Raw genomic sequence first — 22,885 nt, forward strand, 5'->3', positions numbered from 1 at the left:
GTGGTGGAATAAACTCATTCCACTACTTTTTTGTAACTATATTCTTTTCACTGTCAAGACTCGAACGGCCGTTTCCGCTTTTCAAACTTAAAACTGAATATGCTGTTCGATATATGCTTGTACTTCAGCAATCGGCATACGTGTTTGTTCCATCGAATCACGGTGGCGCACTGTTACTTGACCGTCTTCAACTGAATCAAAGTCATATGTGATACAGAAAGGAGTACCAATTTCGTCTTGGCGACGGTAGCGTTTACCAATCGATTGAGACTCATCGTAATCCACCATAAAATGTTTAGCTAAATCAGCAAATACGCTTGTAGCGCCTTCTGCTAATTTTTTAGATAATGGAAGAACCGCTGCTTTATAAGGAGCTAGAGCTGGGTGGAACTTCAACACTGTGCGTTTGTCGTCATTTTCAAGTGCTTCTTCGTGATATGCATCGACTAAGAACGCGAGTGTTACACGGTCAGCTCCTAGTGAAGGTTCGATGCAATAAGGCACAAAGCGTTCGTTTGTAACAGGGTCGATGTAGTTAAAGTCTTCTCCTGAATGTTCCATATGGCGTTTCAAGTCGAAATCGGTACGATCTGCAATACCCCAAAGCTCACCCCAACCGAATGGGAATTTGTATTCGATATCAACTGTAGCATTTGAGTAATGAGAAAGTTCGTCTTCGTCATGTTCACGCAAGCGCATATTCTCTTCATTCATGTTTAAATTCAACAGCCAGTTTTTACTGAAATCGCGCCAGTAAGCATACCATTCTAAATCTTCGCCAGGTTTGCAGAAAAACTCAAGTTCCATTTGTTCGAATTCACGCGTACGGAACGTAAAGTTACCAGGTGTGATTTCGTTACGGAAACTTTTACCGATTTGTGCAATTCCAAAAGGCATTTTCTTGCGCATAGAACGCTGGACGTTTTTATAGTTAACGAAAATCCCTTGAGCTGTTTCTGGACGCAAGAAGATTTCATTTGTTGAAGCTTCTGTTACACCTTGGAACGTTTTGAACATCAAGTTGAATTGGCGAATTTCTGTATAGTCTTGTGCGCCACACGTTGGACATTTCACGTCGTGTTCTTGGATCAATTCTGCCATACGGTCAAATGACAAACCATCAACAATCAATTCAATGCCTTTCGCATCTAGTGCATCTTCGATTAATTTGTCTGCACGATGGCGCGTTTTACAGCTCTTGCAATCGATCATTGGGTCATTAAAGTTGCCGACATGTCCTGAAGCTACCCAAGTTTTCGGGTTCATCAAAATGGCAGCGTCCAGTCCTACGTTATAAGGAGACTCTTGAACGAATTTTTTCCACCATGCTTTTTTAATATTATTTTTTAATTCGACACCAAGTGGGCCATAATCCCACGTGTTTGCCAAACCACCGTAAATTTCAGAGCCTGGGAATACAAAGCCTCTGTGTTTTGCTAAAGCTACTACATCTTCCATTGACATAAAAATTACCTCCATAAAATAAAAAATCGTACTCGTCCTCGGGCATTGTTACATGCCCGAGGACGAGTACGTTAAGACCCGCGGTTCCACCTCGATTGACTGCAATGTGCAGTCCACTTTAAAATAAAAAATAGCTCGGGATCGCCGTTTCCTGTAGGTGTAGGCTTTCACTATCCCTACTCGCTAAAGTTACAGTACTCATTTATCCGTCATTGCCTATATGAAGTTCGTTTTTAATTGTATCATGACAATGTTTTCTTCGCAATATCACGTGCATTAGTATATAATAATTGATATTGAGTATAACATATATCTATTTTTGAGGCGGTGAGTCCAATCGAACTCAATAAACGACAAGAAGAAATATTGCAAATTGTTAAAGGCAATGGTCCAATTACTGGCGAACAAATTGCGGATCGCTTAAACTTAACAAGATCAACGCTAAGACCGGACTTAGCCATTTTAACGATGGCAGGTTTTTTAGATGCCCGTCCCCGCGTTGGTTATTTTTATTCGGGTAAAAAGCCGGGGCAAGATGTGACTGATACGATGAACAATATGAAAGTAAAAGATTTTCAGTCGATTCCGGTTGTTGTCCGAGAAGATGTTAGTGTGTACGATGCCATTAGTCAAATGTTTTTAGATGATGTCGGGACACTTTTTGTCGTGGATAAAAACTCGCATCTAGCAGGAGTGTTATCGAGAAAAGATTTGCTGCGAGCCAGTTTAGGTAGCCAAAATTTATCGAGTATTCCCGTACATATTATTATGACGCGTATGCCGAATATTACATATTGTACTAGAAACGAATCACTTATCCAAGCAGCCCATCGGTTGATCAATCAACAAATCGATGCACTGCCTGTAGTGGAAGAACAGCCAGACGGCTATAAAGTTGTCGGTAGACTAACAAAAACGAATATTACTCGTGCGTTTTTATCGTTATCTGAAAACCACGATTTGTGAGGTGTCAATTATGAATTCACTGCGATTGTTCATTGTATCCGATTCGGTTGGTGAAACAGGAGAACTGGTTGCGAAAGCGGCAATTAGTCAATATTTGAGCGCAGATCAAAATGCAGTTTTAAAACGATTTCCATATATCGATTCCATTGATCACTTACAAGAAATCGTTAAGTTGGCTGTCGCTCAAAAAGCGTTTATCGTTTATACATTGGTTTCTCAAGAGTTGCGCGACTATATGCAGTCTGAAACCGCTAAATTTCATGTAACAGCAGTGGATTTAATGGGGCCATTATTAGATGCACTCGAAAATGAGCTAAATGCATCCCCATTGCAAGAAGCAGGTTTAGTTCGTAAATTAGATGATGATTACTTTAAAAAAGTAGAAGCCATTGAATTTGCAGTTAAATACGATGATGGGCGAGACCCGCGTGGTATTTTGATGGCAGACATTGTATTGGTTGGAATTTCTCGGACCTCTAAAACGCCACTATCCCAATATTTAGCACACAAACGGTTAAAAGTGGCCAATGTACCGCTTGTACCAGAAGTAGATCCACCCGAAGAATTGTATCAAGTAGATCCGAAAAAATGTTTTGGTTTAGTCATTTCGCCAGATAAACTCAATTTTATTCGGAAAGAAAGACTGATAGCACTAGGATTAAACGACGACGCAAATTACGCGAAAATCGATCGTATCCACGAAGAAATCAAACATTTTCACAAAGTAGTCGACCGCATCGGTTGTGAAATAATTGATGTGACAAATCGAGCTGTAGAAGAAACGGCGAATTTGATACTCGGCAAACTCCAAAAATGATTTTGGAAAAACCACCTTCAGAGGCGGTTTTTCTTTCTTTTTGGTGGATTTTTTCATAAAGAAGTTTTATAATGAAGAATTGTGGCTAAAGCTTACTAATGGATAAATAGTTTGCTTTATCTTTTTGTCGAAAAATGAAGGATTTTGTCTTTGTATCACGAATTACTTAAGTTAAGCAAACAAAGATGGTGAAAATAATGTCCAATAGAGTTCCTGAAGAAGTGATTGAAAAGATTCGGTCCAGCACAGACATCGTCGATGTTGTTGGTGAATACGTCCAGTTAACAAAAAGAGGTCGCAACTGGTTTGGCCTTTGTCCTTTCCATGGAGAAAGCACACCATCTTTTTCAGTTACAGCCGACAAGCAGATTTTTCATTGCTTTGGTTGTGGAGCTGGTGGCAATGTCATCACTTTTTTGATGGATATTGAAAACTTAACTTTCCAAGATGCCTTGTCAAGATTAGGAAGTCGTGCTGGCATAGATGTCGATATACAAGCCCCTGCCGATTCCGGTCCGGTGCAATCAAAAGAAGATCAACAATTGATTTTGATGCACGAGTTTGCTGCGGACATGTACCACCACATTTTATTGAATACGGAAGAAGGCCAAGCGGCATTGGACTATTTGGAAAATAGGGGCTTTACTCGAGAAATTATCGAGAAAAACAGAATCGGTTGGTCGCTTCCGGAGTGGAATTATATGGCTTCTTCTTTAAAACGAAAAGGCTTTACAGAAGAAGAGTTAGAAACGAGCGGGTTAGCAATTGCACGTGAGCAATCAAGCGGCTATTTTGACCGATTTCGTGGTAGAATCATGTTTCCGATTATGAATGAAACAGGCAAAGTAATCGCCTTTTCCGGAAGGGTTCTTGAACATACAAAACAAGAAGCCAAATACATGAACAGCCCTGAATCTCCGATTTTCCAAAAAAGCCAAGTGCTTTATAATGTACATCATGCAAGAAGCGCTATACGCAAAAACAGAAAAATCATTTTGTTTGAAGGGTTTATGGATGTCATTGCAGCGGGTAAAGCAGGTGTTGATAATGCTTTAGCAACCATGGGCACATCACTCACGGCTCAGCATATCCGACAAATGAAGCGCTTTGCTCAAGAAGTCATCATTTGTTTTGATGGAGATGATGCTGGTTGGGAAGCTGCAAAAAGAGCCGCCATTTCATTAAACGAAGAGAATTTTAAAGTGGAAGTGGCAGTTTTACCAGGAAAGATGGACCCAGATGATTATGTTCGTGACAACGGCGCTGAGGCTTTTAAAGATCAAATTATCGGTAAACCACATGCATTTATTGCATTCGCAATGATGCACGCCCGGAGGCATAAAAACTTTCAGTATGAAAACGACCTGTTGCAATACATACAGGAAGTGTTGCAATTATTAGCTGGTAGATCCTCGCCTTTAGAGCGAGATTTATATATAAAGCAATTGTCAGTAGAAACTGGATTGTCTCAAGAAGCTATCCTACAGCATTATCGGAAATTAGAAAACAAGACAATCGAACGGAATCGTCCTGAACCACCAGTTATAAAGACACCTAAAAAAGAACCGAAACGGATTACTTCATTGCATAGAGCAGAGCGAATGCTTTTGTCTCATGCACTGGCCGACCCTTTGGTTATGAATAAGTTAGTGGTCGAAGACAATGGAATTCCATTTATCAGTGAAGAATTCCAGGCGCTATACGTTCAATTGCTCGGTTTCTATGAGGAATGGGATAAAGCAGATTTTCATAAGTTTTTGGAGACTTTGCAAGATGCAGAACTCCGAAAACTCGTTATGGAAACCGCATTATCTGAACGTGATCCGGAACATGCGGATGAAGAAATTGCCGATTGTTTAAAGCATTTGCAAAAACATCGGATCGAACAGCAAATCAATTTGAAAATCCAGCAATCAAAAGAAGCGGAAAAACAGCATGACTTAAAGCGCGCTTTACTTCTTGCACAAGAAGTGATTGCTTTACGAAAATCATTGTAAGTTAATTCCGGTTTTTTTAAAGGAGGAAGTCACATGGCCGAGAAATCTGAACGCCAAACTGAAGTTGAAGCAAGCAATGTTCCATTGACTACTGAAGGTCCGGAAGCGACTGTAGAAGAAGCGAAAAAACAGCTAATTGAAGCAGGTAAAAAAACCGGAGAACTCAATTACGAACAAATTGCTGACAAATTAGCGATTTTCGAAATGGAATCCGATGCAGTTGAAGAGTTTATCGATCAATTAGAAGGGCACGGCATCGAATTGGAGCGTAAATCCGACGATGAAGAGCATTTAGACCGTCTCATGAAACCGACCGAAGATAAATTCGATTTAAATGATTTAAGTGTTCCACCGGGCGTTAAAATTAATGACCCTGTCCGTATGTACTTGAAAGAAATTGGACGCGTGGATTTGTTAAAAGCAGAAGAAGAAGTTCGTTTGGCAAAATTGATTGAACAAGGCGATGAAGAAGCGAAAAAACGTCTTGCTGAAGCCAATTTGCGTCTAGTAGTAAGTATTGCAAAACGTTATGTGGGTCGTGGCATGTTGTTCTTGGATTTAATCCAAGAAGGAAACATGGGCTTGATCAAAGCGGTTGAGAAATTCGATTACTCTAAAGGGTTTAAGTTTAGTACGTATGCAACTTGGTGGATTCGTCAAGCCATCACTCGTGCCATCGCTGACCAAGCACGTACCATTCGTATTCCAGTTCATATGGTTGAAACAATCAACAAATTAATTCGCGTACAGCGTCAACTATTGCAAGATCTTGGCCGTGATCCTTCTCCGGAAGAAATTGGTGAAGAAATGGACTTGCTTCCAGAGAAAGTTCGTGAAATCTTGAAAATCGCTCAAGAGCCTGTGTCACTTGAGACGCCGATTGGTGAAGAAGATGATTCGCACTTAGGTGACTTTATCGAAGATTCCGATGCGCAATCACCTTCTGATCATGCTGCTTATGAATTGTTGAAAGAACAATTAGAAGATGTGTTGGATACATTGACTGACCGCGAAGAAAACGTGTTGCGTTTACGTTTTGGTTTAGATGATGGTCGGACACGGACTTTAGAAGAAGTAGGCAAAGTATTTGGTGTAACACGTGAACGGATTCGTCAAATCGAAGCAAAAGCGTTACGTAAGTTACGCCATCCGTCACGCAGTAAGCGCCTAAAAGATTTTCTTGAATAATAAAACAAGCAAGAGCCGCTTCGGGTAGTACCCGAAGCGGCTCTTTTTTTTGGAATGAAAAACACGAATTCGAGTTAAAGCTTGAATTCGTCTTAATTTTCCCTATATAATGAAAGTTGTAAGCGTATTCATAACAAAGGGGATGTAAAACAAATGAATTTTGATTTGACACAAGAACAACAAATGATCAAAAAAACCATCAAAGAGTTTTCTGATAAGGTGGTAGCACCTGGTGCGATCGATCGTGACCGTTCTAAAGCGTTTCCAACTGAAATTTTCAAACAGCTGTCTGACATGGGGATGATGGGCTTGCCGTTTGATGAAAAGTACGGTGGATCAGGAGCGGATACAACTAGTTTTGCTATTGTGACAGAAGAATTGAGCCGCGTTTGTGCTTCTACTGGAATTACTTATTCTGCACATATTTCACTTGGCGGAGCACCACTGAATTTATTTGGAACAGAAGAACAAAAAGAAAAATACTTAACGCCGATTTGTACAGGCGAATCATTTGGCGCTTTTGGTTTAACAGAACCCAATGCTGGATCAGATGCAGGAGGAACTGAAACTCGTGCAATTGAAGATGGCGACGATTGGGTGATTAACGGTTCAAAAGTATATATTACAAATGCTAGTCACGCAAAACATTTAGCCATTACAGCAATTACGGGAATGGAAAATGGCAAGAAAGAAATTAGTGCTATTATTGTGCCGACTGATGCAGAAGGCTTTACGATTATTGATAACTATGAAAAAATGGGGCTGCATTCTTCCAACACTACAGAGTTAGTGTTAGAAAATGTTCGTGTGCCGAAAGAGAACTTGTTAGGCAAGCGTGGAGACGGCTTTAAGCAATTTCTAGTAACATTGGATGGCGGACGTATAGGAATCGCTGCAATGGCTGTAGGGATTGCACAAGGCGCGTTTAACAAAGCCCTTGCTTATTCTAAAGAACGTAAACAATTCGGCAAAACTTTATCTGAGTTCCAAGTAACGCAATTCAAGCTGGCAGATATGGCCATGAAAATAGAATTGGCTCGTAATATGGTATACAAAGCTGCTTGGTTAAAAGACCAAGGCCGACCGTTTACAAAAGAAGCTTCAATGGCGAAGTTATATGCTTCTGAAATTTCGATGGAAGTTGCAGATGAAGCGATTCAAATTCACGGTGGCTATGGTTACATGAAAGAATACGAAGTAGAACGGTACATGCGTGATGCGAAATTACTGGAAATCGGTGAAGGAACGTCTGAAATTCAGCGTATGGTTATCGCACGACAAATCGGTTGTTATTAAAAAAGGAAGCCCTGCAAATCGCAGGGCTTCGTTCATTTAAAATGATTTGTCGATAATAAAACAAACGAACACGAGAGAAAGACGAATTAGCTGAAATTAAATTACTGTTTTTGTCACAAACAAGGAAAAGTTATCTGTTAAGACTTTTCGTTTCAATGATAATACAGTACAATAATGAATGATACGAATAATATCATCAAGCAGAACTTAGTAGAGGGAGGGGTAACGGATGCAAAAAAATGCAATTGTACCTTATATCTTAATCATGGCGTTCGGTATTGGGTTAATTTTCTTCTTATCAGTACAAGGAGTTAGCAACGAAGCTGAAATCGCTGAAGAACATGCAACAGAAGAAGAAGGTGGCGGAGAAGCTGCAGAAGGCGAAGGAGAAGCTTCAGGAGATTTTGATCCAGAAGCAACTGCTCAAGCAAACTGTATTTCTTGTCACGGTTCAAGCTATGAAGGCGGAGTAGGTCCATCTCTAGTAGCTACAGAACTTCCACAAGAAGACATCGAAGATATTTTGGTTAACGGTAAAGGCGGTATGCCAGGCGGACTTGTTGAAGAAGCAAACGCAGCGGCAATGGCTGAGTGGGTTTTATCACTCGAATAGTAGTTAAAGATACCCTTAGTTCTTCTAGAACTAAGGGTTTTTCTGTTAAATTAGGGGGATCCGAATGAATGCTCAACAATTATCACATCGGTTAACAAGAGTGGCCCATCACGTACCAAAAGGCGCAGTCGTAGCGGATATTGGAAGCGATCATGCTTATTTGCCTTGTTATTTGGTATTAAACGGCGTAATTGAAAAAGCCATAGCTGGAGAAGTCGTGAAAGGTCCATTTGAGTCAGCACAAAAACAAGTTCAACAAGAACTGTTGACAGAGAAAATTGAAGTTCGTTTGGCAAGTGGACTTGATGCAATTTCACCCGAAGATGGCATTACTGCTGTAACGATTGCAGGGATGGGTGGTCCTTTGATATGCTCAATATTAGAACATGGTAGTGAAAAATTAGCAGGTGTAGAAAGATTAATCTTGCAGCCGAATGTTCATGCCAAAGCAATTCGTGACTGGGCCGTTTTAAACGAATGGAATATAGTAGAAGAAGAAATATTGAAAGAAAACGAAAAGATTTATGAAATTTTAGTGCTTGAAAAAGCGCAATCACGGATTTCATGGTCGCCTCAACAATTATTAATGGGGCCAGAGTTACTAAAACAGAAAACAGCAATTTTCCAAGAAAAATGGATGCGTGAAAGCGCACAATGGAAAAAGATTGTGGCATCTATGGAAGCTACTGCACAAACTGTTGAAATTGTGGAGAAAAAACAAGAACTCGTTAAAAAAATACAATTGGTAGAAGAGGTGTTGCAACGTGAAAATTCCTAATGGACACCAAATCATTGAGGAATTCGAAAAGTGGTCACCAAAATATTTAGCCATGGAAGGCGATCCAATCGGCTTGCATGTAGGAACATTAAACAAGAAAATCGAACGTGTATTAGTAACATTAGATGTCAATGATGAAGTAGTTGAAGAAGCCATTGCGAAAGGTGCGGGGTTAATAATTGCGCATCATCCACCAATATTTCGTCCATTAAAAAACTTACAAACGGATTTCCCGCAAGGTCGTTTAATGGAAAAGCTGATCAAATCGGATATTGCAGTATACGCAGCACACACTAATTTAGACGTTGCAGTAGGCGGTGTGAATGATTTATTGGCGACAGCGCTAGGTTTAAAAAACACCAAAGTGTTAGTTCCAACTTATGAAGCAGAATTAGTTAAAATCGCGGTATTCGTTCCTGAAACTCATGAAGAAGCAGTTCGCGAAGCGTTAGCTAAAGCTGGAGCTGGAGCAATTGGGGATTATGAAGCGTGCAGTTATACGTTGTCTGGTACAGGGCGTTTCCGTCCAACAAACGATGCGGATCCTTATATTGGAGAAGCTGGTAAAATGGAAGTAACTGCGGAGTCGAAAGTAGAAGTAGTGGTCCGCAAAAACGAAAAAGACCGCGTAATCAAAGCAATGATTTCAGCGCATCCTTATGAAGAAGTGGCTTATGATGTCTTTACGTTAGAAAACAAAGAAATCCCAATGGGGCTTGGTCGTGTAGGTACACTTGAAACACCAATGACGTTAGCCGAATTTGCCGAGTGGACAAAACAACAACTAGCTGTACCTGCTCTTCGTGTTGTAGGCGCACCTGACACCGTAATCAAAAAAGTAGCGGTACTCGGTGGCGATGGCAATAAATACATTCAACAAGCAAAACGTTCAGGGGCAGATGTATACGTAACAGGTGATTTGTATTTCCACGTAGCGCAAGACGCACAAGACATTGGATTAAATGTTGTCGATCCTGGTCATCATGTTGAAAAAGTGATGATTCAAGGTGTCGTGGACCATATGTCTAAGCAACAACCAACTTGGCAATGTGAATTTTTACCGTCCGAAACGAATACCGAACCTTTTCGATTTATGTAAGAAGAAGCTGAGGCTTCTTCTTTTTTTACGAAAATTTTATCGGTGGGTAATTTCAAGAGCGGGCTTATAGGGCATCAAAAAAGAGACGCAAAGTGTTTTGCGTCTCTTTTTTAGTATCGATAAAGGAAGAATGGATTGCCTAAACAAAAGAACAATAAATTTGTATTTACACGGTACTACTAACCGGGTGGTTGAGAAAAATAATAACTTGAATGGGAGGCTAAACTAATATTTACTTGCAAATAGTAATGATTACTATTTATAATAAGGACATATAAACTCTCTATTTGTATTGATAGGGAAATGTGTTTAATTACTACTTACAGCAAGTCGAGCTATAAGGGTCAACGAAAAGGAGAAAAAACGATGTATAAATGCGTAATTATTGGTGGCGGAGTTCACGGAATAACAATGGCAAACTATCTGATAAAGCTCAATAAAGTGACACAGGACGAGTTATTAATTATTGATCCTCATGATAAACCATTAGCCAATTGGCAACGCTGTACAAATCAAATTTCCATGCCTTTTTTGCGCTCTCCAATTGTTCATCACCTTGATCTTAATCCACTTAGTTTAGAAGCTTTTGTGAAATCCAATCGTAATAACGAAAATGCTTCTTTTCTGGGAAGGTTGAAACGACCTTCACGCTTGTTATTCGAAGAGCATTGCCAATGTCTTATCGAAAACATAGCTTTAAAAAAATGTTGGAAACAAGGTTCTGTTAAAGCAATCAGTCAGCATGAAGAGGGGTGGCAAATCGAACTGCAAAGCAATCAGATTTTATATGGACAAAATGTCGTGTTAGCTATCGGTAATAGTGAGGAACTGAATTGGCCAGAGTGGGCAATACCATTGAAAAAACATCCCGAAGCTCCAGTTCATCACATATTTGATATAAATCTTCCAGATCTTGAAACTATGAAGCCTCCTTTTACGGTCATCGGAGGTGGAACAACTGCTGTCCATTTGACCCTTAAATTACATAGCTTGTTTCCAAACCAAGTGACATTAGTTAAACGTCACTCATTCCGAATTCACGATTTCGACAGCGACCCGGGTTGGCTAGGTCCTAAAAAGCAAACAGCTTTTCGCAAGACGAAAGCTTATCAAAAACGACGAGAACAAATCGTTAATGCTCGAAATAAAGGATCAATTCCTCGCGATTTACACATCAAGCTGCTTCACCAAAAAAGACGAAACAACAATATCGTTTTGGATGGACAGGTTCACGAAGGAAAAGTGGAAAATGGAATGATACATCTTTACGACGACGCAAAACAATTACTTCAACAAAGTGGCACCGTCTTATTGGCGACGGGATTTCAATCACTACTGCCAGGGAAAAGCTGGTTAATGCCAGCCATTGAAGAAAATTGTTTGGAATGTGCAGCGTGTGGTTATCCAATTGTCACTACACATCTACAATGGGGACCCAACTTGTATGTGATGGGGGGCTTAGCAGAACTTGAGGTTGGACCAATTGCTAGGAATATCTCGGGAGCTCGCCAAGCAGCTGAATGTATTGCGCAGGCACTTTAGTAGAAGATTAGAGGTGTTGATAGAAAGACGGAAAGGTGGAACAAAAGTGAATGAGCGCATAATGGAATTTTTATGGCGGAGCGAAGTGGCTAAGCTTCCGGAAGAAAAAAAACGTCTATATCGGTTTATTGTAGAACAAGAAGATATGCTAGCCGAAAAAGCAGTTACCGTAGAAGATTTCTATAGCTTATTGATAAAGCAATCTCCTGTTGATTTGGCGGTTGCCCAATTTCGTTTGCCTTACAACCGTATTGTGAAATTGATGTTGGAAATTGAGGTTGAATTAGAACAGAAAATCAGCAAACGATACAAAACAGTAAAATGGATTGATTTTACCAACCACTCTATAGAATCAACAAATTCAGGTGAAAATAAGTTGCTTTTTTTGTTCGTTAATTAAAAATAAGTGTGAAGAGATGAAAATTTTATCTGTTCTGTAAATTGTAATAGGATAATTTCATGAAAAAATGCTTATAGTAGGGAGCTGTATTTCACCATCAAATATGAAGATGTTCATTTTGAAACTGGTTAAAGGTTTTTTTGAGAGGATCAAAAAAAAACGGTCGCAAAAGTTAGCGTTTAACTTTTGCGACCGTTTGTAATTATTCACCTACCGGATAAGGCTCAATGCGATCCGATGGTTTCGGGTGTTTGATTTTTGGTAAAATTTTATTGAGTGGTACAGAACGAGTTAACTGATGAGTGCTTGAGTCTGCTGGGTCGTAAAGGTCCAAGAATTTCATCACTTCTTTAACGATTGGTGTTGGGGTAGAGGCACCTGCTGTAATGCCTACCGTTTCAACGCCTTCTAACCATTCTAACTTTAACTCAGACAAATCAGAAATGCGATATGCAGGAGTACCTGCAATGTCTTGAGACACTTGTGCTAAACGATTTGAGTTATTGCTCATTGGGTCTCCAATAACTAACAATAAATCAGTATCGCCTGCTTGTTGTGCGACAGCTTCTTGACGCACTTGCGTAGCCAAGCAAATTTCTTTATGAACTTCAGACTGAGGGAATTTTTCTTTCAAGCGTTCCATCATGTCCACAACGTCCCATTGACTCATGGTTGTTTGGTTGGTCACAATAATTTTTTCGGAATCGAGTTCTAATTGATTAACGTCTTCCACACTTTCTACTAAATGAACCATATCAGGTGCGACCCCAATTGCGCCTTCCGGTTCAGGGTGTCCACTTTTTCCGATATAGACAATTTGGTAGCCATCTGCCGTTTTCTCACGGATCAAGTCATGAGTAACGGTAACGTCAGGACATGTTGCATCAATCGATACTAAACCTTTACGTCTTGCTAATTCGCGAACTTGTGGAGAAACACCGTGCGCAGTAAAGATAACCGTACCACTCTCTACTTTTTCCAAAATTTCAAGACGGTTTGGGCCATCCAATGTAATAATGCCGTCTTCTTCAAAAGCATCTGTTACGTGTTTATTATGGACAATCATTCCTAGTATATAAATGGGGCGTGGTAAACTTTCGTCCATCGCAGCATTTTTTGCGATAACCATCGCATCGACCACTCCGTAACAATATCCTCTTGGCGATATTTTCATAACTTTCATCAAGTACCGCGCTCCTTTCAATTTCACAATCATATATTCATTATAACGGAGACGGCACAGCTTTACAAAAGTTGCATCGCGTAAAGCGGTGATTTTATGCTATAATGTCTAGAGCGTAAGGAGGGAATTTAATCCCATGACAAAATTTAACGAATACCCATTCAAACCGTTTCTATTAGAAGCGGTAGAAAAACTTGGTTTTACGGAACCAACACAGATCCAAAAGGAAATGATGCCCCATATATTGAAAGGCACAAGTGCAATTGGACAATCCCATACAGGGACTGGAAAAACGCATAGTTTCATTATTCCCATTGTAGAACGTATTGACGTCAGCAAACAGGAAGTGCAGGCGGTAATTTCAGCACCGACACGTGAACTTGGAACGCAGATCTTCAATGAGTTGCAAAAACTAGTTGTTGGATCAGGCATTGAAGTAAAATCGTTTATCGGTGGTACGGACAAACAACGTTCGATTAACAAGTTGAAAACACAACCCCACATCGTCGTTGGAACCCCTGGTCGATTAAGAGACTTAGTAAAAGAAAACGCTTTGTTGGTTCACACAGGTAAAATTCTTGTAGTGGATGAAGCAGATTTAGCTTTCGATCTTGGCTTTATCGAAGAAATTGACCAAGTAGCTGGAAAAATGAAAGATGATCTAGAAATGTATGTCTTTTCAGCCACAATTCCTGAAAAACTAAAACCATTCTTGAAAAAATACATGGAGTCACCTATCCATGTGAAAATTGGCGACAAACGTCCTACTGCAGATGGTTTAGACTTTTACCTAGTGCCCGTAAGAAGCAAAAAGAAAATGGATCGCTTGCAAGATGTGATGAAAGTAATCAATCCTTATTTAGCGATTATTTTCGTCAACACTCGTACAAATGCGGATTATGTTGCAGATCAATTAGCGAAAGAAGGCATTCGTGTTGGACGTGTTCACGGCGATTTAGCCCCACGTGAACGCGTCAAAATGATGCGTCAAATTCGCGACTTGGAATATCAATACATTGTAGCGACAGATCTTGCAGCTCGAGGAATTGATATTCAAGGCGTTAGCCATGTCATCAACTATGAATTGCCGGAAGACCTGGAATTCTTTATCCACCGTGTAGGCCGTACAGCTCGCGCGGGCATGAAAGGATTAGCGATTACGCTATTCAAGCCAGAAGAAGACGATGCGATTGTTCGTATTGAGAAAATGGGCATTCCTTTCCAACAAAAAGATATTGTGAAAGGCGAATTTGTCGACTTGAAAGAGCGTCATAGCCGGACAACACGTACTAGAAAAGTGAACGAAGCAGACGCGAAAGCGAAAACAATGGTTCACAAACCGAAAAAAGTAAGACCAATGTACAAGAAGAAGATGAAGTGGAAAATGGACGAAATCAAAAAAATGGAACGACGCAAAAATCGTAAAAAATAAGGAGATAGGTCAATGTTATTAGGATCTCACGTATCAATGAGCGGCAAAAAGATGCTGCTTGCAGCAAGCGAAGAAGCCGCTTCTTACGGAGCGTCGACTTTCATGATCTATACCGGTGCACCTCAAAACACGCGCCGCAAACCGATCGAAGACTTAAATATTGATGCTGGACTTGCACATATGGCAGCTAACAATTTAACGAATATTGTGGTTCATGCACCGTATATTATTAATTTAGGAAATACGCAAAAACCTGAAACTTTTCAGCACGGTGTTGAATTTCTACAAAAAGAAATTGAACGTACTGCAGCACTCGGTTCAAAGCAAATTGTTTTGCATCCAGGAGCCCACGTCGGTGCTGGGGCAGAAGCAGGGATTGCTAAAATTATTGAAGGATTAAATGAAGTTTTAACGCAAGATTATCCTGTGAATATTGCACTTGAGACGATGGCTGGTAAAGGTACAGAATGTGGCCGCAGTTTTGAGGAAATCGCCGCAATTATTAATGGCGTGACTCATAATGAACGTTTATCTGTATGCTTTGACACGTGTCACACGCATGATGCGGGGTATAACATCAAAGAAGATTTTAATGGGGTACTCGAAGAGTTCGACCGGATTGTTGGGATTGATCGTCTACAAGTATTGCACATCAATGACAGCAAAAATGTTCGCGGAGCGGCTAAAGACCGCCACGAAAATATCGGTTTTGGTGAAATCGGCTTTGAGGCGTTAAACGGCATTGTTCATCATCCAGATTTAATGCATGTACCAAAAATTCTCGAAACCCCGTATGTGGGAGCAGACGCTAAAAATAAAAAACCGCCATATGCATTTGAAATTGAAATGTTCAAAGCGGGTGTCTTTTCACCAGGAGTTATCGAAGAACTAAAATCTTCTTTATAATATAGAAGCATTTATTGCTGAAGACAATCTCGTTATAGGAGAGCTGTCTTCAGCTTTTTAGTTTTAACTAGATGTGAATACCAATAAAACCAAAAAAACTGATTACAAGCGTTTCAAGCAAAATCTGTTTACATTCGTGTAGAACTCTACTATACTTTTTTAATGTAAATCGTAATCATTATTAATTAGAAAAGAGGCGAAACAATGGTTGCGCCATTAATCGACATTCAAGACATCAGTTTTGAGTATGAAGAAACCAAAGCGCTAGATCATATTTCCATGAAAGTGGAAGAAGGCGATTTTTTAGCCATATTAGGTCCCAACGGATCAGGAAAATCGACGTTATTGAAAATTATGTTAGGGCTTATCAAGCCGAGCAAAGGAAAGATTGAGCTTTTTGGAACAGACTCCAAAAACTTCAAAAACCGAGAATGGATTGGCTATGTTTCTCAAAAATCAAATTCATTTAACTCGGGCTTCCCGGCGACTGTCAAAGAAGTTGTGGCAGGCGGGTTAGTAAAGAAAACAGGCTTGTTTCATCGGTTGCCAAAAACAACGCATCAACAAGTGATTGAAGCATTAGAAGCGGTTAGCATGGAACCATTTATCGATAGAAGCATTAGTGAACTTTCTGGTGGTCAGCAGCAGCGTATTTTCATTGCGCGGGCATTAATTGCAAAACCAAAAGTTTTAATACTGGATGAACCAACCGTAGGCATTGATCATGAGAATGTTCAAGCATTTTATGATATGTTGGCCAGGCTAAATCAAGATAAAAATATCACCATGGTACTTGTCACACATGATGTGGATACAGTAACAGATCGAATCACGCATGTGGCGTGTTTAAACCAAACAATTCATTTCCATGGTTATAAAGAACAGCTTCACACGATGAGTGACGAAAAGCGCGAAGCATGGTATGGACACTCTGTCCGGAAAATTCACCATATCGGGGGAAGCCACACATGATAGAAGCGATTTTTTCTTATGAATTTTTACAAAATGCTTTTGCGGCAGGCTTAATCATTGGGGTCATTGCACCGTTACTTGGCGTATTCATTGTTGTTCGTCGCCTGTCGTTAATTGCTGATGCGTTAAGTCATGTGACATTAGCGGGCATTGCAGGAAGTTTGTACTTGAGTCAAAGTGTTGCTTCTTTAGCTCTTTTAAACCCGTTATTTCTCGGGATTGCAGCTTCAGTCGGCGGTTCTATGTTGATTGAACGTTTAAGAAGCTTGTATAAGCATTACCAAGAATTAGCGATACCCATTATATTATCTGCGGGTATTGGGTTTGGTGCTATATTTATTTCGTTAGCGGAAGGTTTTTCAAGTGACTTATTTGGGTATTTGTTTGGTTCGGTTTCAGCAGTAAGCAGAGAAGACTTGTTTATTGTGATGGGAGTAGCAGTCGTTGTGCTTGCTTTCGTGTTTATCTTCTTTAAAGAACTGTTTGTTTTATCATTTGACGACGAATATGCTAGAGCTTCTGGGTTACCGGCTAAATGGATTCATTTTATGTTTATGATCGTAACGGCACTCGTCATTGCAGGTTCTATGCGCATTGTTGGCATATTGCTTGTATCATCGCTTATGACCATTCCGGTTGCAACAGCAATGCGTGTCACAAAAAGTTTTAAACAAACCATTTTGTTATCGATTGTTTTTGGTGAAATTTCGGTTATTACCGGACTAGTATCTGCTTTTTACTTAGACTTGGCTCCGGGTGGAACAATTGTGGTGACTTCGATTTTCCTATTATTGCTAGTCCTTGCGTATAAAAAAATAAAGGTTTCACGTAAAAAAGGAGCGATTGCATGAATTTAACAAATGCCTGGAATATTCTTAAAGACAAGGGTTTCAAAGAAACATCGAAACGTAACCAGATTTTAGAACTGTTTGCGAACGATGAACGGTATTTGACGGCGAGAGATTTGTTGGACGTTATGCAAAAAGACTATCCAAGTATGAGCTACGACACAGTGTATCGAAATTTAGCGACATTTGTATCGCTGGGCATATTAGAAGAAACCGAATTATCAGGTGAACGTCATTTTCGTATGCAATGCGAAAGTGACCATCACCATCATCATTTTATTTGCATGGATTGTGGCAAAATAAAAGAAATTCCAATTTGTCCGATGGATATGGTAGGTGCAGCTCTACCCGCATACGAAATTGCCAATCACAAGTTTGAAATATACGGGAAATGTCCCGAATGCAAATAAAAAGCGAGAGTGGATTTTTCCACTCTCGCTTTTTTCATTATTTACGGCTTAAAGTTTCGTGCAAACTAAATTCGTTTTTAACCCATTGTTCTGCTTCGAGCCAGTCATAAACGCGTACAACATTCGATGGAATGGCCTCGCGGTTATAAGGGGTATCAAAAAGAATAACAGGAATGTCAAGCTCTTCAGCTATTTCTACAGCATTGTCGTGTTTGTCTTCGAAAAACAAATCCACATTATGGCGTTTTGCTGTTTCGATTTTTTTGTGAGAACCAATCAGTTCAATGTGATCATAAGCAATGGCATGTTCTTCAAACCAATTTAGCGTGATGTCACGAACGTTGTCCCCACGAGCGGAAATATAATACAGCTCGTATTGGTTTTTCCAGTTGTTTAAAATTTGTTTTGCATGATCAGATACAGGAGAAGCCGCATAAATACGCGGCTCGGAATCCCGGAACCAAGAATAAAATTCACCTTGCGTCAAATGGGGAAGAGCCGCAGTTAAATCGTATTCTTTAATATCATCTAACGTTAATTCACTGTTAAACTGTTCATTTATGTGAGGAATCAGTGACGTTGGAGAAGTCACGGTCCCATCAATATCTATTCCAAAACGGTATTTCATTGGTTCACAACCTTATACTTGTTGTTGTTCTAATTCTTTTTTCTCTGCTGCTTGTTTCGCGAAATATTCTTCAGCAAGTTTGTCGATTTCGATTTTCAATTCTTCGACCATTGTCGCTTCAGGCACTTTACGAACCGTTTTGCCTTTCATGAATAGCAAACCTTCACCGCGAGCTCCCGCGATCCCGATATCGGCTTCACGCGCTTCACCAGGTCCGTTAACTGCACAACCTAAAACAGCTACTTTTAATGGTGCTTTAATGTGTGAGATGTATTCTTCTACTTCATTGGCGATTGTGATCAAATCGATTTCAATACGTCCGCATGTCGGGCATGAGATAAGTGTAGCGGCGTTTGAAGAAAGACCGAAAATTTTCAACATCTCACGTGCTACTTTTACTTCTTCAACCGGGTCTGCACTTAACGATACGCGAAGTGTATTCCCAATGCCTTTGGCGAACAATGCGCCAAGACCTGCTGCACTTTTCACTGTACCTGAGAACAATGTTCCAGATTCCGTAATCCCTAAGTGAAGAGGGTAGTCGAAAGCTTTTGAAGCGAGTTCGTATGCTTCAACCGCTAAGCTGACATCTGAAGCTTTTAATGAAACGATAATATCGTGGAAATCCAAGTCTTCTAAAATTTTAATGTGATGAAGTGCACTTTCGACCATGCCTTCAGCTGTTGGGTAGCCGTACTTTTCTAAAATTTTACGCTCTAATGATCCAGCGTTAACTCCAATACGAATAGGAATGCCTTTTGCTTTAGCTGCATTTACCACAGCTTCAACTTTTTCGCGACGACCAATGTTACCTGGGTTGATGCGGATTTTGTCTGCACCTTGTTCAATTGCGATTAAAGCTAATTTATAGTCAAAATGAATATCTACTACTAAAGGAATGTTAATGCGTGCTTTTATCGCGCCAATTGCATAAGCAGCACGTTCGTCAGGGCAGGCTACGCGAACTACTTGGCATCCTGCTTCTTCTAAACGCAAAATTTCAGCGACTGTCGCTTCAACATCATGTGTTTTAGTCGTAGCCATACTTTGTATAAATAATTCATTACTACCGCCAATCGTCAAATCTCCGACTCTTACGGGGCGTGTTTTTGAACGGTGTGTCATTTCGCTCATGAAAAAATCTCTCCTTTTTAGTGGTGGCCTGTTGTACCGGCTCACATATCTTTGTCCTACATACGAGGAATAAACCAAAGCATGCAGGCTCTCTTCTATTGCCTATAGCCATTTTAGCAGTGTCGTGCGCAAAAAGACAAGAAAGACGGCTGATTAACACCGTAAATCAATCTTACGCTTGTTTCTTTGAAATGGGTGGTTTTTTTGGGTAATAGCCAATTGCTACATATAAATAGAAGATGGTCAATAAACTAGTGGCGATAGAAACATTAAAATCAATGTCAAAGAAACTTAATGCAAATGCTAGTAATGTTGGGATGGTTACACTTAATGCGGTAGTGCGCCATAAATGACGGTATTCACCTCGACGTTTTCTGCTATTCAAAATCAGCAAAGCGATCAAAGCGAACAAGCTAATTTTGATAAAATGATAAATTGTAGTTGAAACAAATAGGAAAACAAACGCAAACGGATAAAGAAGCCAATCGATTTCTTCGACAAATTCAATCAATCCATCTATACTGCTAGAGGCATTACCTAACCCAGTGCTCCATTCAACAAAAGATGCGACGGTTAACAATAATATAAAGACAAAAATAAACTGCATTATTTTCCCAATGCTCATAATCCGGACAGCAGCTTGTTTTTTAGGTTCTAATAAACTCGCTTTAAATAATTGGTATAGGTTCAAAATCATCTTCCTCTCATCTATACCAATAATCGTACCACGTAGATTGTAAAAAAAAACGCCGCTTTGTTACGGGAATGTAAATTTTGCAGAAAGGTGTTTACAAATTCTTAGTAAACTACGCATAATAGGTTAGGTGTGAATATGAAATTTAGGAGTTGAATATGTATCGTGGAAATGAACTGGCAAGAAATTTTCTTTTCTTTCTTCGGGGGATTAGGGATTTTCTTATTCTCAATTAAGTTTATGGGTGATGCTTTACAGAAAGCAGCAGGTGATAAACTGCGAGACATCTTGGATCGTTTTACAACAAATCCATTCATGGGTGTTTTAGTTGGTATTATCGTAACCATCTTAATTCAATCGAGTTCAGGTACTACTGTAATCGTAGTTGGTTTAGTTAGTGCCGGGTTTATGACGTTAAGACAGGCAATCGGTGTTATTATGGGGGCCAATATCGGTACCACTGTAACAGCCTTTATCATTGGTTTGGACGTTGGAGAGTACGCTTTGCCAATTATGGCAGTCGGAGCGGCGATGATTTTCTTTGTTAAGAAAAACAAAATCCAAAACATCGGACAAGTCATTTTTGGTTTTGGTGGCTTATTCTACGGAATGGAATTAATGAGTGGCGGAATGAAGCCGCTACGTGAATTGCCAGCCTTTATCGATATGACGATTACATTAAGTGAATTTCCAATTTTAGGAGTGTTTGTCGGAACAGTCTTTACATTAATTGTACAGAGCTCAAGTGGTACTGTTGCAATTCTTCAAGGACTTTATGCTGAAAACATCCTTACGCTTGGCGCATCTCTGCCAGTTCTATTCGGTGACAATATCGGAACGACTATTACAGCGGTACTAGCAGCACTTGGTACTTCAATCGCGGCGCGCCGTGCAGCTGCAGTACATGTATTATTTAATGTTGTCGGTTCGGTTATCTTCTTGATTTTACTGATTCCATTTACGGCTTACGTTGAATGGATTTCCGGGGTATTGTCATTAGAGCCTAAAATGCAAATCGCTTTTGCACACGGTTCATTTAACGTAGTAAATACTCTTATTCAATTCCCGTTAATCGGTGCGTGGGCTTACCTAGTGACGAAAGTCATTCCGGGTGAAGAAGTGTTGGTTGAATTTAAACCAAAACATTTGGATATTCACTTTATCGAACAATCGCCTTCTATTGCGCTTGGCCAGGCAAAAGAAGAAATTTTACGCATGGGTCAATATTCAGTGCAAGGGTTAGAAGAAACGTATAAGTATTTAATGACAAAGAGCAAGAAAAATGCAGAAATGGGTTACCAATTAGAAGATGCAATCAACAACCTTGATAGCAAAATCACAGATTACTTGGTACTAATTTCAGCAGAATCTATTTCAGCAGCAGATTCAACACGCCACACAATGTTAATGGAAACGGTTCGCGATATTGAACGAATTGGTGACCATTTTGAAAACATTATTGAGTTGGTTGATTATCAAGAAAACAACAAAGTGAAAATCACAGAAGATGCAATGGAAGATTTAACAGAAATGTTTACATTGACGATTGCGACAGTTCAAAAAGCGCTAAAAGCATTAGACACAACTAGCCACGAACTGGCTCGTGAAGTAGCTGAACAAGAAGATTTAATCGACAAAATGGAACGTAAATTCCGCAAAAAACACATTTTACGCTTGAACGAAGGTTTATGTACAGGACAAGCGGGAATTGTTTTTGTCGATATCGTTAGTAACTTAGAGCGAATTGGTGACCATGCAGTTAACATTGCAGAAGCTATTTTAGGAAACCGCGCTTAACTAAATATTAAAAAGCCTCTCTTTCATCACGCTTTACATTTTTTAAAATGTAGAGCACGATAGAAGAGAGGCTTTTTTTATAGGGAGGGATTCCAGATGGAAATTATCGGCTGGGTTTTAATCTTGCTATTTTTTGTTATTGGATTTATCGGTTTGGTTTATCCAATAATACCGGCTGTTTTATTTATTTTTGGAGGTTTTGTCATCTACGGCTTGTTTTTCAGCTTTAGTGATTTGCCTTGGTGGTTTTGGGCGATTCAAAGTCTTTTTGTCGTTTTATTATTTGGAGCAGATGCCATTGCAAATGCTTTTGGTGTAAAAAAGTTTGGTGGATCTAAGGCAGGTTTATGGGGTAGTACAATCGGCTTAATCGTAGGTCCATTTGTTATACCGATTATTGGTATTTTAATTGGTCCATTTATCGGAGCGATTGTTGCGGAAATCCTTTTTAATAAATCATCAGTAAAAAAATCATTTCTTTCAGGTGTAGGATCTGTTGTTGGGTTTATCACATCGGTCTTTACAAAAGGCGTTATCCAAACAGTTATGATTGCCATCTTCTTTATCATTATTAATTATAGCGATAAATGAAGGAATATATGTTTAATTGGGGGTGAATTCGGGCAAAAGACTGAATAACGCCATTAGACGTGCATTTTGTTTGTCACGGTCTAGAAATTTTGATAGGCTAAGAAGGTAGACCAATAGACTCAAGGAGGAA

22 protein-coding genes are annotated in these 22,885 nt (G+C 39.7%); 17 read left to right on the plus strand and 5 right to left on the minus strand.

Annotation, left to right across the window (positions count from 1 at the left end):
- Positions 1–87: 87 nt before the first annotated feature.
- Positions 88–1,464: a glycine--tRNA ligase gene (locus BCM40_RS07155; protein WP_065526535.1), complete on the minus strand. Its 1,377-nt coding sequence runs from the start codon at positions 1,462–1,464 to the stop codon at positions 88–90.
- A 327-nt stretch (positions 1,465–1,791) separates the two neighbouring features.
- On the opposite strand from BCM40_RS07155, the gene ccpN reads away from it, so the two are divergent.
- From ccpN to BCM40_RS07205, 10 genes are all read left to right on the plus strand, one after another.
- Positions 1,792–2,430, plus strand: a complete 639-nt coding sequence (ccpN, locus tag BCM40_RS07160; RefSeq protein WP_065526534.1) for a transcriptional regulator CcpN — start codon at positions 1,792–1,794, stop codon at positions 2,428–2,430.
- A 10-nt stretch (positions 2,431–2,440) separates the two neighbouring features.
- Complete coding sequence (locus BCM40_RS07165) at positions 2,441–3,247, plus strand: pyruvate, water dikinase regulatory protein (RefSeq protein WP_065526533.1); 807 nt, start codon at positions 2,441–2,443, stop codon at positions 3,245–3,247.
- Between the two features lie 197 nt (positions 3,248–3,444).
- The gene (gene dnaG / locus BCM40_RS07170; RefSeq protein ID WP_065526532.1) at positions 3,445–5,244 is read left to right on the plus strand and encodes a DNA primase; all 1,800 of its coding nucleotides are present in this window, start codon (positions 3,445–3,447) and stop codon (positions 5,242–5,244) included.
- Positions 5,245–5,277: 33 nt separating this feature from the next.
- Positions 5,278–6,432 (plus strand): RNA polymerase sigma factor RpoD, encoded by a 1,155-nt coding sequence (gene rpoD, locus BCM40_RS07175; protein ID WP_008431632.1) that lies wholly within the window; start codon positions 5,278–5,280, stop codon positions 6,430–6,432.
- A gap of 153 nt (positions 6,433–6,585) precedes the next feature.
- Entirely contained in the window at positions 6,586–7,728 is a 1,143-nt protein-coding gene (locus BCM40_RS07180) for an acyl-CoA dehydrogenase (RefSeq protein ID WP_008431634.1), read from the plus strand.
- Positions 7,729–7,957: 229 nt separating this feature from the next.
- Complete coding sequence (cccA, locus tag BCM40_RS07185; RefSeq protein ID WP_065526531.1) at positions 7,958–8,341, plus strand: cytochrome c550; 384 nt, start codon at positions 7,958–7,960, stop codon at positions 8,339–8,341.
- 64 nt (positions 8,342–8,405) lie between these two features.
- A complete protein-coding gene (locus tag BCM40_RS07190) occupies positions 8,406–9,119 on the plus strand; it encodes a tRNA (adenine(22)-N(1))-methyltransferase (protein ID WP_065526530.1) in 714 nt (237 codons plus the stop codon).
- Positions 9,106–10,218: a Nif3-like dinuclear metal center hexameric protein gene (locus tag BCM40_RS07195; protein WP_065526529.1), complete on the plus strand. Its 1,113-nt coding sequence runs from the start codon at positions 9,106–9,108 to the stop codon at positions 10,216–10,218. Before BCM40_RS07190 ends, BCM40_RS07195 begins: the two co-directional genes overlap by 14 nt.
- A 366-nt stretch (positions 10,219–10,584) precedes the next feature.
- A complete protein-coding gene (locus BCM40_RS07200; RefSeq protein ID WP_065526528.1) occupies positions 10,585–11,760 on the plus strand; it encodes an FAD/NAD(P)-binding protein in 1,176 nt (391 codons plus the stop codon).
- Positions 11,761–11,806: 46 nt separating this feature from the next.
- Entirely contained in the window at positions 11,807–12,160 is a 354-nt protein-coding gene (locus tag BCM40_RS07205; protein ID WP_065526527.1) for a hypothetical protein, read from the plus strand.
- Between the two features lie 202 nt (positions 12,161–12,362).
- Here BCM40_RS07205 and BCM40_RS07210 read toward each other — a convergent pair whose 3' ends face one another.
- A complete protein-coding gene (locus BCM40_RS07210) occupies positions 12,363–13,343 on the minus strand; it encodes a 4-hydroxy-3-methylbut-2-enyl diphosphate reductase (protein ID WP_065526526.1) in 981 nt (326 codons plus the stop codon).
- A 136-nt stretch (positions 13,344–13,479) separates the two neighbouring features.
- On the opposite strand from BCM40_RS07210, the gene BCM40_RS07215 reads away from it, so the two are divergent.
- The 5 genes from BCM40_RS07215 (at position 13,480) to BCM40_RS07235 (ending at position 17,911) form a co-directional block, all read left to right on the plus strand.
- A complete protein-coding gene (locus BCM40_RS07215; protein WP_065526525.1) occupies positions 13,480–14,775 on the plus strand; it encodes a DEAD/DEAH box helicase in 1,296 nt (431 codons plus the stop codon).
- 12 nt (positions 14,776–14,787) lie between these two features.
- Positions 14,788–15,681: a deoxyribonuclease IV gene (locus BCM40_RS07220; RefSeq protein ID WP_065526524.1), complete on the plus strand. Its 894-nt coding sequence runs from the start codon at positions 14,788–14,790 to the stop codon at positions 15,679–15,681.
- Between the two features lie 204 nt (positions 15,682–15,885).
- Positions 15,886–16,653 (plus strand): metal ABC transporter ATP-binding protein, encoded by a 768-nt coding sequence (locus tag BCM40_RS07225; RefSeq protein WP_065526523.1) that lies wholly within the window; start codon positions 15,886–15,888, stop codon positions 16,651–16,653.
- Positions 16,650–17,504 carry a metal ABC transporter permease gene (locus BCM40_RS07230; RefSeq protein WP_065526522.1) on the plus strand — a complete coding sequence of 285 codons (855 nt, stop codon included), beginning with the start codon at positions 16,650–16,652 and terminating at the stop codon, positions 17,502–17,504. The genes BCM40_RS07225 and BCM40_RS07230 overlap by 4 nt, the downstream gene beginning before the upstream one ends.
- A complete protein-coding gene (locus tag BCM40_RS07235; RefSeq protein WP_065526521.1) occupies positions 17,501–17,911 on the plus strand; it encodes a Fur family transcriptional regulator in 411 nt (136 codons plus the stop codon). Before BCM40_RS07230 ends, BCM40_RS07235 begins: the two co-directional genes overlap by 4 nt.
- 37 nt (positions 17,912–17,948) lie before the next feature.
- Here the strand turns inward: BCM40_RS07235 and BCM40_RS07240 are convergent, their stop codons facing one another.
- The 3 genes from BCM40_RS07240 to BCM40_RS07250 form a co-directional block, all read right to left on the minus strand.
- On the minus strand, positions 17,949–18,539 hold the full coding sequence (locus tag BCM40_RS07240) for a hypothetical protein (protein WP_065526520.1): 591 nt from the start codon (positions 18,537–18,539) through the stop codon (positions 17,949–17,951).
- Between the two features lie 12 nt (positions 18,540–18,551).
- On the minus strand, positions 18,552–19,673 hold the full coding sequence (gene ispG / locus BCM40_RS07245) for a flavodoxin-dependent (E)-4-hydroxy-3-methylbut-2-enyl-diphosphate synthase (protein WP_065526519.1): 1,122 nt from the start codon (positions 19,671–19,673) through the stop codon (positions 18,552–18,554).
- Positions 19,674–19,845: 172 nt separating this feature from the next.
- Positions 19,846–20,370, minus strand: coding sequence for a DUF1189 family protein (locus BCM40_RS07250; RefSeq protein WP_065526518.1), 525 nt, complete (start codon positions 20,368–20,370; stop codon positions 19,846–19,848).
- 162 nt (positions 20,371–20,532) lie between these two features.
- Here BCM40_RS07250 and BCM40_RS07255 point away from each other — a divergent pair, with 162 nt between their 5' ends.
- On the plus strand, positions 20,533–22,164 hold the full coding sequence (locus BCM40_RS07255; protein WP_065526517.1) for a Na/Pi cotransporter family protein: 1,632 nt from the start codon (positions 20,533–20,535) through the stop codon (positions 22,162–22,164).
- A 96-nt stretch (positions 22,165–22,260) separates the two neighbouring features.
- Positions 22,261–22,755, plus strand: a complete 495-nt coding sequence (locus tag BCM40_RS07260; protein WP_065526516.1) for a DUF456 domain-containing protein — start codon at positions 22,261–22,263, stop codon at positions 22,753–22,755.
- Positions 22,756–22,885 lie beyond the last annotated feature (130 nt).

Source organism: Planococcus donghaensis, from assembly GCF_001687665.2.
Lineage (GTDB): Bacteria > Bacillota > Bacilli > Bacillales_A > Planococcaceae > Planococcus > Planococcus donghaensis.